The 12,609-nt window shown below is 69.8% G+C and carries 10 protein-coding genes; 7 read left to right on the plus strand and 3 right to left on the minus strand.

What is annotated here, in order from left to right:
* The first annotated feature begins 104 nt into the window (after positions 1 to 104).
* Both ACFWZ2_RS25910 and ACFWZ2_RS25915 read left to right on the plus strand, forming a co-directional pair.
* Positions 105 to 1,550 (plus strand): glyceraldehyde-3-phosphate dehydrogenase, encoded by a 1,446-nt coding sequence (locus ACFWZ2_RS25910; RefSeq protein ID WP_384549517.1) that lies wholly within the window; start codon positions 105 to 107, stop codon positions 1,548 to 1,550.
* Positions 1,551 to 1,667: 117 nt separating this feature from the next.
* Positions 1,668 to 2,564 (plus strand): aminoglycoside phosphotransferase family protein, encoded by an 897-nt coding sequence (locus tag ACFWZ2_RS25915; RefSeq protein WP_384549519.1) that lies wholly within the window; start codon positions 1,668 to 1,670, stop codon positions 2,562 to 2,564.
* A gap of 37 nt (positions 2,565 to 2,601) precedes the next feature.
* Here the strand turns inward: ACFWZ2_RS25915 and ACFWZ2_RS25920 are convergent, their stop codons facing one another.
* The 3 genes from ACFWZ2_RS25920 to ACFWZ2_RS25930 are packed head-to-tail and all read right to left on the minus strand — an operon-like array spanning position 2,602 to position 5,046.
* On the minus strand, positions 2,602 to 3,171 hold the full coding sequence (locus tag ACFWZ2_RS25920) for a transcriptional regulator (RefSeq protein ID WP_384549521.1): 570 nt from the start codon (positions 3,169 to 3,171) through the stop codon (positions 2,602 to 2,604).
* Between the two features lie 10 nt (positions 3,172 to 3,181).
* Positions 3,182 to 4,744, minus strand: coding sequence for a helix-turn-helix domain-containing protein (locus tag ACFWZ2_RS25925; RefSeq protein ID WP_384549523.1), 1,563 nt, complete (start codon positions 4,742 to 4,744; stop codon positions 3,182 to 3,184).
* Entirely contained in the window at positions 4,741 to 5,046 is a 306-nt protein-coding gene (locus ACFWZ2_RS25930; protein ID WP_384549524.1) for a helix-turn-helix domain-containing protein, read from the minus strand. The genes ACFWZ2_RS25925 and ACFWZ2_RS25930 overlap by 4 nt, the downstream gene beginning before the upstream one ends.
* Positions 5,047 to 5,232: 186 nt before the next feature.
* Here ACFWZ2_RS25930 and ACFWZ2_RS25935 point away from each other — a divergent pair, with 186 nt between their 5' ends.
* From ACFWZ2_RS25935 to ACFWZ2_RS25955, 5 genes are all read left to right on the plus strand, one after another.
* On the plus strand, positions 5,233 to 6,990 hold the full coding sequence (locus tag ACFWZ2_RS25935; protein ID WP_384549526.1) for a CotH kinase family protein: 1,758 nt from the start codon (positions 5,233 to 5,235) through the stop codon (positions 6,988 to 6,990).
* The gene (locus ACFWZ2_RS25940; RefSeq protein ID WP_384549528.1) at positions 6,987 to 7,970 is read left to right on the plus strand and encodes a hypothetical protein; all 984 of its coding nucleotides are present in this window, start codon (positions 6,987 to 6,989) and stop codon (positions 7,968 to 7,970) included. The genes ACFWZ2_RS25935 and ACFWZ2_RS25940 overlap by 4 nt, the downstream gene beginning before the upstream one ends.
* A 741-nt stretch (positions 7,971 to 8,711) precedes the next feature.
* The gene (locus ACFWZ2_RS25945) at positions 8,712 to 10,313 is read left to right on the plus strand and encodes a pyridoxal phosphate-dependent decarboxylase family protein (RefSeq protein WP_384549530.1); all 1,602 of its coding nucleotides are present in this window, start codon (positions 8,712 to 8,714) and stop codon (positions 10,311 to 10,313) included.
* Between the two features lie 144 nt (positions 10,314 to 10,457).
* On the plus strand, positions 10,458 to 11,900 hold the full coding sequence (locus ACFWZ2_RS25950) for a hypothetical protein (RefSeq protein ID WP_384549532.1): 1,443 nt from the start codon (positions 10,458 to 10,460) through the stop codon (positions 11,898 to 11,900).
* Positions 11,901 to 11,952: 52 nt separating this feature from the next.
* A complete protein-coding gene (locus ACFWZ2_RS25955) occupies positions 11,953 to 12,561 on the plus strand; it encodes a hypothetical protein (RefSeq protein WP_384549534.1) in 609 nt (202 codons plus the stop codon).
* The last annotated feature ends 48 nt before the right edge of the window (positions 12,562 to 12,609 follow it).

Genomic DNA, 12,609 nt, shown 5'->3' on the forward strand with positions numbered 1-12,609 from the left:
CGGGCCTCGGCAGAACCCGTGATTCCGGTGGGCGGCGGCCGTCCGCGGGAGCGAAACAGCGAGGGGTTAGCATATGAGCGCCGCCTAGCTCGAAAGATAATCTCGTGACTGTCAATGACGACTCGTTCACCAACTGGAAGACCCGCGAGGAGATCGCGGAGTCGATGATCCCGCTCATCGGGAAGCTGCACCGGGAGCGGGACGTGACGATCCTGCTGCACAGCCGCTCCCTGGTGAACAAGTCGGTGGTCAGCATCCTCAAGACCCACCGGTTCGCCCGTCAGATAGCCGGTGAAGAGCTCTCCGTCACCGAGACGATGCCGTTCCTGAAGGCCCTCGCCGCCCTCGACCTCGGCCCGTCCCAGATCGACCTCGGCATGCTCGCCGCGACCTACAAGGCCGACGACCGCGGTCTGTCGGTCGAGGAGTTCACCGCCGGGGCCGTCGTCGGCGCCACGGGCGAGAACAAGATCGAGCGCTGCGCGCCGCGCGACGTCGTCCTCTACGGCTTCGGCCGCATCGGCCGCCTCGTCGCCCGGCTGCTCATCGAGAAGGCCGGCTCCGGCAACGGACTGCGGCTGCGCGCCGTCGTCGTCCGCAGGGGCGGTGAGCAGGACATCGTGAAGCGCGCCTCGCTGCTGCGCCGCGACTCCATCCACGGCCAGTTCCAGGGCACGATCACCGTCGACGAGGCGAACGACAAGATCATCGCCAATGGCAACGAGATCAAGGTGATCTACGCGAACGACCCGTCGGAGGTCGACTACACGGCGTACGGCATCAAGGACGCCATCCTCATCGACAACACCGGCAAGTGGCGCGACCGCGAGGGCCTCTCCACGCACCTGCGCCCCGGCATCGACAAGGTCGTCCTCACCGCGCCCGGCAAGGGCGACGTCCCGAACATCGTGCACGGCGTCAACCACGACACGATCAAGCCGGACGAGCAGATCCTGTCCTGCGCCTCCTGCACCACCAACGCGATCGTGCCGCCGCTGAAGGCGATGGCCGACGAGTACGGCGTGCTGCGCGGTCACGTGGAGACCGTCCACTCGTTCACCAACGACCAGAACCTGCTCGACAATTACCACAAGGCCGACCGCCGCGGCCGCTCCGCGCCGCTCAACATGGTGATCACCGAGACCGGTGCCGCGTCCGCCGTCGCCAAGGCGCTGCCCGACCTCAAGGCGCCGATCACCGGCAGCTCGATCCGCGTCCCCGTGCCGGACGTCTCGATCGCGATCCTCAGCCTGCGGCTCGGCCGCGAGACCACCCGCGACGAGGTCCTCGACTACCTCCGCGACGTGTCGCTGACCTCGCCGCTGAAGCGCCAGATCGACTTCACCAGCGCCCCCGACGCGGTCTCGAACGACTTCATCGGCTCGCGCCACGCCTCGATCGTCGACGCGGGCGCCACCAAGGTGGACGGCGACAACGCGATCCTCTACCTCTGGTACGACAACGAGTTCGGCTACTCGTGCCAGGTGATCCGCGTCGTGCAGCACGTCTCCGGCGTGGAGTACCCGACGTACCCGGCACCGGCGGTCTGATCCGCAGGAACGGTCCTGGCGCGCGCTCCTCGTTCGAGGGGCGCGCGCCGCGTATAGCCTGACCCGGACGCGTACGGGACTGCTCCCGTCGACTTCGCTGAGGGGTGGGGCTCGCACATGGGCGACTCGGATCGGGAACTGGTGCGGTCCATGCTGCGCGAGCAGCACCCCGACCTCGCGGACCTTGACCTGCGGCTCGTCGACGGCGGCTCGGACAACCAACTGTGGCGTCTGGGCGACGACTTGGCCGTACGTCTGCCGCGTACGCCACGCGCCCCGTCCCTGCTGCGCAACGAACACCAGTGGCTGCCCGCCCTCGCGCCGCGCCTGCCGCTGCCCGTGCCGGTTCCCTTACGGATCGGTGAGCCGACCGCGCGCTTCCCGATGCCGTGGACCGTCGCGGCCTGGGTGCCCGGCGAACCCGCCGACAGGGCCGTGATCAGCCGCGCCGGGCACGCGGCAGAGACGCTCGCGGCCTTCCTCGGCGCGCTCCACGAGAACGCGCCCACCGAGGCACCGACCAACCCGGACCGCGGTGTTCCGCTCAAGAGCGTCGCCGCCGGGGTCGAGGCGGCGTTCCAGGAGTTCACCTCCGACGACCTCGCCCCCGACACGGTCCGGGCCCTGCGGGCCGTCTGGCAGGACGCCGTCACGGCGCCCGCCTGGGAGGGCCCGCCGCGGTGGCTGCACGGCGACCTCCATCCCGCGAACGTCCTCGTCGACGACGGGACGCTCGCCGGGGTGATCGACTTCGGCGAGGTCTGCGCGGGCGACCCCGCGACGGACCTCGCGGCCGCCTGGCTGCTCCTGCCCGAGGGCGGCGCCGCACCCTTCTTCGACGCCTACGGTCGCGCCGACGGGGCGGCCGTCCGCCGCGCCCGCGGCTGGGCCGTCCGCCGCGCCCTCGACCTCATCTCCGTCGGCCGCGCGGGAGACCTCGGCCGACCCGGCGGCAAACCGACGTGGGGGCCCGCCGGACGCGGGACGCTGGACCGCGTGCTGGCCTCCGTCTGACGGCGGCCGGCCCGGGGCGCACCGCCCGCCCCGGACGTCAGGCCGCGAAGCCGACGTTCGACACGTACTCGTACTGGCCCCACTGCGAGCCGAGATCGACGATCTGGTCCACCCACGCCGCGTCGAGCGCGCCGTCGTCGCCGCGGGCCCAGGCGTCGACGATGTGGTCCCAGCGGCGGATGTTCAGGGTGCGGAACTCCAGGACGCGCTGGTGGGGGCGCGGCACCTGCGACTGGTTCAGCGGGTGCAGCTCCACGCGGGTGCCGCCGCGGGCGTTGAGGCGGCCGAGCAGATAGCGCGCCACGTTCTTGCGGCGGACCACGCGGTAGGCGGACTCGATGCGTTCGAGGTTCTTCCGCGACGGGTTGCGCCTGCCGTCGAGCCAGGCCCTGACCGTACGGTCGGTGGCGGTGAGGCCCGCCTCCCGCGCGGCGGCGCGGGCGTGGCCGGAGCGGGTGAGGTAGTGCAGGCGCGCCAGCAGGCCGCGCCGCACGGTGACGGGGGTGGCGATGCCCCCGGCGAGATCGTCGAGACGGCGGGCGACGGCCTCGTGACCCTTGATGCCACGGGCCCCGAACTTGCCGAACTCATGGATGCGTTCGGGCACTTGCTGCTCCTTACTCGGTCTGCTCGGCGCCGTCGGCGTGCCCGGCGTGCCCGGCGTGCTCGGCGTGCTCGGCCGGGTCCCTGCCGACCGTATAGCGGTCCTTCACCTTCACCTCGGTGACGCCGCGGCCTTCGGGGAAGACGCTCCGCCAGTCGCCGATGACGTGCAGCTCGTCGGTGCCCATCGCGCGGACGACCGTCAGCCCTTCGTCGTACGCCTTGAACGCCTTCATCCAGAGGTTGGTGAAGGCCTGCGACCTGATCAGGTGCATCCAGTCGGGACGGTACAGCTCCCGGTTGTAGTTCGACTCCCCCATCGTGGAGACGAACTTGGAGTACATCGCCTTCACATACTCCAGGGTCGTCTCGTCCCCCTCGGTGATCGCCCGGTCGCGTGCGTCCTTGAGCGCCACGCGGAACTTCTCAAGAAGCCCCTCGGTGGCGCCCGACGTGTACGACTCGTGGATCTCCGGGGGGTCGCACAGGCCGTACTTGGGGCCCGACAGACGCAGCAGGAGCCGCAGGGTCGGCTCGGTCACCCACAAGGGTCCCGGCTCGTCGCGGTTGCCGATGGGGTTGGGCAGGACCGCGTCGTGGTGCCACTCCGGAGGCGTCACGAGATGGACGCCCGCGCGGCGGCGGTCGTGCTCGAAGCCCGTGGAGTGCTCCAGCTGGCCGATCGGCAGATGGGTCTTGAGCGCGGAGAGGTAGGCGCCGTTGATGTCGAGGGCGATCACCTCGTGGGCGCCCGCGGGGAGTTCGGGGCGGGCCCACTTGGGGCGGGCCTCCCAGATCCGGTCGGCGCCCTTCGCGCTCTGCTTGCGCAGCACGTCGGGGATCCAGGGGTGGGCCACGATGTCGTAGCGGCCGCCCTTGCGCGTCTCGTCGAGCAGGGCCATCGCGTCCGGGATGGCCCGCTTCACCAGCGCCGCCGTGGCCGCGTCGACATCGCCCTCGTGCGCGGCGAGCGCGGCCGCCACCGCGTCACCGATCAGATCGGGCACCTCGGACGCGACCTGCATCCGCCGCCCGACCGGCACGACCCGCTCGCCACGGCCCGGACTGCGGACGACACGGGTGGCCTGCCGGGGGGCGGGGGCGGCCTGCCGGGGGGCGGGGGCGGGCGCCCCGCACGCCGCGGGGTCGAGGTGCTGCGGGAAGCCCTCGACCTGCTCGGTGGCGGGCTGCCCGCACAGGACGCACGGCTCGGGCGTGGCGAGCGGCACGGCTTCGCTGTCGGCGGCGGAACCGTCGGCGGCCGGAGCGCCATCGGCCGCGTCCGCGACGTCCGGTTCCGGCTCCGGCTCCTGCGCGGGCTCGGGCTCGGGCTCCGGCGCGATCCGCTCCCGCGCGGCCCCCAGGAAGTACGCGTACTTGTCGCGCACCTCTCCCGTCGGTTCGCGTCCGGACTCCCAGCCGCCGACCGTGGTCGGGCTCACGCCGATGGCCCGTGCGACCTGCGCCTGCGACAGGTGCAGGGCCTCGCGCAGGGCGCGGCGCTCGGCGGCGGGCGGGAGTTCGGTCTCCGGGCCGCTGGAGTCGAGCAGCGCGTCGATGGCGTCGAAGTCGCTCATCGGGCGGCCCCCTTCGCCGCCGCGTCCGCGCCACGGCGTCCGGGTACGGTCCTGCGGCGCTCGGCGGGCAGGGACTCGCACGCGCGGGTGGGGCCCGCGAGCAGGTCGAGCACGTCGATGCCGTAGTGGCCGGCGATCGTGTCGCAGTCGTCCAGGGACCAGGCGGCCGCCCCCGACTGACGGCGTGACACCTGGGTCGGGTCGACGCCGAGGACCTCGGCGATTCCCGCCTGGGTGTCGCCGGTGACGTGCATGAGTGCGGCCACGGCGGTCCGCAGGCGCTCGGCGGAAGACATCCCCATGGGGCCACCCTAACGATCACCGGCTCCAGGCGCATGAACCTGGCGTATTCCGCATGCTGTCGGCGTGTCGCGCACCGTCATCCGCCGCCCCGCGCCGCCGCGCCGCACGGAGGTAGGGCCGGTAATCAGCCTGGCGGTCATGTGGAGCCGGGCGTAGAGAAAGGAGTTCACCCCTCGGGAGGTCGCATGGACAGGACCATGGACAGGACCATCGACAAGGGCACGTTCCGGGACAGGCTGAAGAATCAGTCCGTCGTCGTCTCCCGGCTGCCGCAGGGCACCGGCCGCAGGCTCGCCGAGCAGGCCAACGCGACGGCGGGGCCGGGTGACGCCGCGCTGCGCACGAAGGCCGAGTTCGGTGTGCTGTACGACCTGCTGCTCGCCGAGCAGGGGGACGTCGCGGGCGCGGACGGCAGGCTGGTGCTCGCCGACGCGGAGGGGCGGCCCACCGGGATCGGGCAGATCGTCCAGGCGTATCTCGACGCCGCGGAGGACAAGACGGAGTTCTTCGCGTACGGCCTGTATCAGGTCGAGGTCACCGGCTGGCCGCCCGGCCTGCTGACCGCCGACGAGGTGGTCGTGGCGCCGCCGGGGGCCCGGCTGACGATCGCGAGGAGCGGGGAGCCGGACGCGGAGCTGCTGTCGGCGACGGCGTTCTCGCTCGTCAACAGCGGCAACATGACGGCCCACGCGCCCAAGCGGTCCTGGAAGATCGACCTGGAGATCGGCGCGAGCGAGGACCGGCTGCACGGCATGGAGCGGATCAACCTCAAGGCGATGTACAACGACCCCTCGCAGATGCGGGAGGCCGTGGCCTGGCGGCTCCTGGAGCGGGCGGGCATCCCGGCGGCGCAGCACACGTACGCGACGTTCTCCCTCAACGACCGCTACATGGGCCTGTTCTCGGTGATCGAGCAGGTCGACAAGAAGTTCCTGAAGGACCACTTCGGCAAGAACTCCGAAGGCAACCTCTACAAGGCGTACTACGGCGACGTGGGCGCCGCGACCCTGGAGCACCGCACCGGCACGGACGGCTCGGACGGCGGCCACCAGTACTTCACCCTGGGCAGCCTGGAGGACGACCGCACCTACCGCCTGAAGACGAACGAGGACGGCCCGGCCGCGAACACCTACGACGACCTGGCCGCGCTCGTCCGGGCCGTCAACGGGACCGGCCTGCCGGGCGACGAGGGCCGGTTCGCCACCGACGCCTTCCGCTCGTCGGTCGAGGACGTCATGAACGTCCGGGCGTTCCTGCGCTGGGCGGGCGCCAACGTACTGCTCGGCAGCTGGGACAACTACTTCGCCACCCCGGCGAACTACTACCTCTACAACTCGGGGCGGCTCGGGGACGCGTCGGGCTTCATGGCCCGGCCGTACTTCACCTTCGTCCCCTGGGACTACGACAACAGCTCGGGCATCGACTTCTTCGCCACCCAGTGGCAGTACACGGACCTGCTCGACTGGCCCGCGATGAGCCGCAACTACTGCCGGATCACGCACGCCCCGCACGAGACGTCGCACCTGCCGCTCTTCACCAACCTGCTGCGGCACCACGACTTCTGCCAGTACTACCTGGACCACCTGGAGTTCCTGCTCGACACCGAGTTCGGCCCCGAGCGGGTCGCCGCACTGCTCGGCGCGGAGGGCTCGGGGCGGACCGACGGCCTGTGGCAGCTCATCTCCGCGGCGGCGTACGCCGAGTCGGACAGCCCGCACGGACAGCCCTTCACCGGGCGGCAGTTCACCAACGACGAGGTGTACCGCGCCGGGTACCGGCAGTGGGAGCTGAGCCGCGGCTCGCAGTTCACGTACGGGATCTACCACTACACGCGGATGCGCTACGACAGCGCGCGACAGCAGCTCGCCGAGCTGCGCAAGACGTATCCCAACGGCGCGAGCGGTGCCGTGTTCCCCGGGGCGATGGAGGTTCTGCCGTCATGACCACAGCCAAGAAGCCGGGCAAGGCGGGCACCTCCGCCGAACTGCGCCTGGTCAAGGAGGCCAGGATCCAGGACCTGATCGGCGACGTCGCGGGCAGCCGTCTGGAGGCGAGCGGCGTGCTCTACCGCGACGGCGCCTTCCTCGTCGTCTGCGACAACCTGCCCTTCTTCATCCGGATCAGCAGCGAACTGTCCCCCAAGGCGCCGGAGAACGGCATCGTCGACCCCAACGGCCGTACCAAGAAGGGCAGTTCCAAGGCGGCGAAGGGGAAGGACGCGAAGGGCGGCACCAAGAAGAAGGCGGCGGGGACCGAGGAGGCCGAGGGGTACGAGGACCTCGCGTACGACCCGTCGAAGGGGCGCCACTACACGCTGAGCGAGGCCGTCCCCGTCAAGCCCAAGGGGTTCCGCGCCCGCGTCCAGGAGTACGACGCCCGGCTGCGCCCGCGCGGCTCCGCGTGGCTCGACTTCGCGCTGTCCGACGCGAACAAGGGCATGGAGGGCCTGGAGTGGGTGGAGCGGAACGGCACCGGGTACCTGCTCGGCCTGTGCGAGGGCAACCGGTGCGCGGGCGGCAAGGAGGGGCGCAGGCCGGGCGGCGGCCGCATCCAGGTCTTCCGGCGCGGCACCGATCAGTGGGACCACGTGGACACCATCCGGCTGCCCGGCTCGCTGCCCTTCGAGGACTACAGCAGCGTGTCGGTGCGCGACGGCAGGATCGCCGTCCTGTCCCAGGCGTCCGCCGCGCTGTGGGTGGGCCGCCTCGCGCCCAAGAAGTGGCAGGTGGACGAGGGCACGGTGCATCACCTGCCGAAGGACGGCAAGGGCCGCACCGTGTACGGCACCGCTGAAGGCGTGTCCTGGGTCTCGCGCGACCATGTCGTGGTGGTGTCGGACCGCGCGAAGAAGGGCGCGGAGAGCGACCGGCACCGCGCGAAGGACCAGTCGATCCACCTCTTCCTGATCCCGTCCGCGGACTGAGCCCGAGCGGGCCCGGCCTCGCACGGGGCGCGCTCCCTTCGCCCTCTGTCGGGGCGCCGTTCACCCGCGGGACGGCGCCCCGGTGAGATCAGGCCTGACGGCGTTCGAGTGCCTGTGCCGTCCGGCGGCACGCCCTGGCCGAATTGCCGCCGCGAAGGGTGAGCGGACCGGCCGGAATGCGGCCGCGCGCGCGTCCCGGGAGATCCCGCGCGATGTGCTGGCGACAATGGCAGGAATTCGGTTGCACACGACCGCACTCGACCGCGATCGGCCGCTGCCCTGCCCTTTTGCCATTGCTCGGTGCACATGCCGGAGGCACGATGACTGAAAACGATGGAAGGGATCTGGAACCTCACATATCTGCGGTTACGCATGTGACACCGGTTGATTGACGAACCATCAGATGGTCCGCGCCCTTTTTCGGACAGACCTCGGAGTTTCGATTTCTCGTTGAATCGTGAGCGCCTACGGTGGTTGCTGTGGGGGCACGGACGGTGCCGGGGGAGATACGCTGCGCAAGCTCTTCGAGGGGGAATGCCGTGCGGCCTTCGCTGAACGCGGGCCGCCGGAAAGGGCATTGCGGTCCGGTTCGACCAGCCGGGCCGTGAACCTTTGATCGGTGATCGCCGTTCCGACGGTCACCGCTGCGCTGACGACCGATGCGACGATCGTCGGCGCGGCACGCCTTCCTGCAGCGTTCACACACAAGGAAGTCCATCCGCAAGGAGAAGACTTCAGCGAGTGGACAAGTCCATCGAGAACACATCCATGTCGGGCTACACGGGGGATTTCCAGGATTCCAAGGGGGGAACCCTAGTGACGGATTCTCGGTCGAGCGATCCCGGGTCGGAACAGAGCGGTCTACTGCTCGAAGCGTTCGATCCGCAGCTGTTCCGGGAGAACTCAGAAACCGCTCTCTCAAAGCTTGAGAAGCACCTGTCGGACATCTCCATCAGGGGCCTTGAGCTGATCGATCCCGCGAAGTTGTCGCAGGCCGCAAGGGCCCTCATGACGACGGAGCACGAGAGCGTCGCCGCCTTCGACGAGGAGAGGCTGGCGGGGATCATCGACCTGTACGTCAGAACGGGGATCCAGGTGAACTCGCCCGGCTACATGGGGCGGCAGTTCTCCGCCCCCGTGCCGGTCGCCGGTGTCATGGACTTCGTGAGCTCCATGGTCAGCCAGCCCGCGTCGTTCTACGAGGCGGGCCAGCTGCCCAACGCGGTCGAGCGCATCATGGGCGAGGAGCTGAACCGGTTCATCGGCTGGGACCCCGAGCGCTTCACCATGGTGACCACGTCGGGCGGCTCGCTCGCCAACCTCACCGCGCTCCTCGCCGCACGCAACGAAAAACTGCCGGGCTACTGGTCAGAGGGGGGTTCGGCGCTGCGCGGCCAGCCGCGGCCCGCCATCGCGGTCGGCGCCGACGTGCACTACAGCATCGCCCGGGCGGCCGGCGTGATGGGCATCGGCGACGCGCAGCTCGTCCGCCTTCCGCTCAACCGGCGCCAGCAGATCGACGTGAGCGAGGTGCGCGCCACCCTGGCCGCGGCCGAGCGGCAGAACCTCAAGGTGTTCTGTCTCGTCGTCTCGGCGGGCAGCACGCCGGTCGGCGCGTTCGACCCGATCGACGAACTCGCCGACATCGCCCGGGAGATGGGTCTGTGGCTGCACGTCGACGGGGCGCACGGCGCGAGCCTGCTGGTCTCCGACGCGCTCCGCGACAGGCTGCGGGGCATCGAGAAGGCGGATTCCCTGACCTGGGACGCGCACAAGATGATGTTCGTCCCCGCGCCCTGCACGATGCTCTTCTACCGCAACAAGGAATCGAGCGTCGCGGCATTCCGGCAGAAGGCGAGCTACGTCTTCGAGGAGGAGCAGGACATCTACACCGCGTTCGACAGCGGTGGGAAGAACTTCGAGTGCACGAAGCGTCCGATGATCATGACGCTCTGGGCGCTGTGGGCGCTCTACGGAAAGGCGCTCTTCGCGGAGAAGATCGAGTATCTCTGCCGGTTGACGGAAGAGGCACACGACGTCGTGCGGGCCGATCCCGACTTCGAGACCCTGCACCGTCCTGAAGCCAACATCTTGTGCTTCCGCTACCATCCGGCCGGGCTCAGGAAGAAAGACGTTCACCATCTCCAGGTGGCCATCAGGAATCGCATCAAGCTCGAGGGGAATTTCTTCATCTCGAAGGTCGATGTCGACGGAGTGGCCGCACTGCGCGTGGTCATGATGAACCATCAGATCACCGGCGAACACTTCCGGATGCTGCTCACCGAAATCCGGAGGACAGGGCAGGACCTGCTCAACGGCGATGAGGGAAAAGCAAAAGCTTAGAGGGGACGGATGTTGAGTACATCTCACGCTCCACAGGCAACACGTGTGCCACCGGCCGCACCGGCTCCCGGCGGCGCACAGGAACTGGCGAATTGGCTCATACCTGACTGGGAGTTACACCCGGAATCGGTTGAAGCCGTAACGGTGCTTCCCTCGTTCGCGAGCAAGATGCGCGAATGCGAGCGGGTCTGCCAGACCCTCTACAGCGAGGTTTCGCACGAGATACAGGACGCCCTCGTCCAGCGCCGTCTCCAGCAGATGGTGAACACCGTGATGCTCAACCCGCTGTGGCGCGAGCGGCTGCGCGGCGCGGGCGTCACCAGCGCCCCCACGACGTTCGAGGAGTGGCAGCAGATCCCGCTCTCGGACAAGGACGTGCAGCGCGACTTCTTCATGGACGCGCGGCCCGGCCTGGTCGTCCCCCTCAACCGCGGCGAGTTCGAGATCGTGGCCAGCGGCGGCACCAGCGGCGGCCGCCCCCTCGAAGTCGTCTACGCCCTGCGGGAGTTGCGCGACACCTACGAGATCGCGGGCCGCTTCATGGGCGCCTACCAGCTCGCGCAGCACCTCGCGGGCACCGACCCGAAGTGGCTGTTCACCACGCTGGCCGACTACCAGATGTGGAGCAGCGGCACGATGGTCGGCGGCGTGCTTCAGCATGTGCCGGGCGTCAACTACGTCGGCGCGGGGCCCGTCACCGCCCCCGTCCTCGAGCACATGTTCTCCTACCGGGGCCCCAAGGCGCTGATGGGCATCTCCGCGGGCATCGCGATCCTCGCCGAACTCGGCGCGGGCATGCGCCAGGAGTCCAGGGAGAGCTTCCGCGTCGCCCTGTACGGCAGCGGCGTACTGCCCCACCGCAAGCGGGTCGAACTCCAGGCGCTCTACCCGAACCTGGCGATCCTCAGCTACTTCGCCGCCACCCAGGCGGAGACCATCGGCCTGCAGCTCGACGCCGCGTCCCCGTATCTGTCGGCGGTCCCCGGACTGCACTACATCGAGATCGTCGACGAGGACGGCCGCCCGGTCCCCGAGGGCGAGGAGGGCGAACTCGTCGTCACCCGGCTGCACGCCCACGAGGCCCCGCTGCTCCGCCTCAAGCTGGGCGACCGGATGATCCGCAGGCCGCGCACCGAGGGTCCGGGCCCGAAGACCGAGCAGTTCGAGTTCGCCGGCCGCACCGGCGACGTACTGCACATCAACGACAGCCAGTACTCGGCGGCGCGCGCCTACGCCGCGCTGTGCGACGAGCTGAAGGCGTGCGAGGTCGTGGACCTCGACGCGGTCGCGCACGACGTCCAGTTCGTCAACCACCGCGAGGGCAAGACGATCACGCTGTTCGCCGCGGTCGACGACGTGCTCGGGATGTCCTACCGGGCGGACACCGTGCTCGGCCCGTACGGGGCGCAGCAGGTGTTCGTGAACGCCCTGCCGCGCGCCCTCTCGCTGTTCAACCACGGCGAGGCGAACGCCGCGTCGATCGAGCGGACCGGCTACACCTTCCAGCTCAAGTTCGTGCCCAGGCTCTCCGCGGAGATCGAGCGGACGGCTGTCGGGAAGGTCCCGCTCGTGCGGGACCGCGGCTAGGCGCGGGGCACCGCGCGCAACCACCAGGTGCGAGGACAGGAGTGGAATCACCGTGAGCGGAACCAATTCGCAAGTGAACATCATCGCCGTCGTGGACGTCATCGGGGCGCTGTCGATCAAGTCCCTGCAGGACGGCAATCTCTGCATGGTGGACGACGGTTCGTTCAACAGCTCCCACCAGGGGACGGCGAACCTCGTGACCGTCGTCAAGCCCGGCCAGACCGTGTCGTGGACCGCGCTCGCCGTGGACCTGCAGACGCCGGTGGAGATCAAGAACATCTCGTTCATCCCGGGGAACGGGCTGACGGGATCGCCGGTCGCGGGGCAGCCCCAAGCGGGTGCGTACGGGCAGGGCGCGCAGGGCGCACCCGGCACACAGGTCGCGGGCGCGTACGGCCAGGGTGCGCAGGGCACACCCGGCACACAGACCCCGGGCGCGTACGGCCAAGGCGCGTACGGCCAGGGCGCACAGGGCCACGGCGCGCAGGGCCAGACGGCGGGCGACCCGGCGAGCGCCAAGCTCGACCTCGACGTCTGGACCGGCATCGTGCCGAACTGGATGGCGCGGGGCGTGCCGTACCACTACCGGCTCGAGGTCCAGATGTACGACGGCCCGGACAGCATCATGCACATCGACTCCCCCGCGCTGGTGTGCCAGTAGCGGCCGCCGCCACGACGGCTACGACGGCAAAGACGGGAACGACGACAA

This window comes from Streptomyces sp. NPDC059002 (assembly GCF_042740435.1).
In the GTDB taxonomy this organism is placed as follows: domain Bacteria; phylum Actinomycetota; class Actinomycetes; order Streptomycetales; family Streptomycetaceae; genus Streptomyces.

Coding starts and splice junctions, on each gene's coding strand:
- ACFWZ2_RS25925 (WP_384549523.1), bottom strand. CDS start 4,744: ATGAGCGACTTCGACGCCATCGACGCGCTGCTCGACTCCAGCGGCCCG.
- ACFWZ2_RS25930 (WP_384549524.1), bottom strand. CDS start 5,046: ATGGGGATGTCTTCCGCCGAGCGCCTGCGGACCGCCGTGGCCGCACTC.
- ACFWZ2_RS25935 (WP_384549526.1), top strand. CDS start 5,233: ATGGACAGGACCATGGACAGGACCATCGACAAGGGCACGTTCCGGGAC.
- ACFWZ2_RS25915 (WP_384549519.1), top strand. CDS start 1,668: ATGGGCGACTCGGATCGGGAACTGGTGCGGTCCATGCTGCGCGAGCAG.
- ACFWZ2_RS25940 (WP_384549528.1), top strand. CDS start 6,987: ATGACCACAGCCAAGAAGCCGGGCAAGGCGGGCACCTCCGCCGAACTG.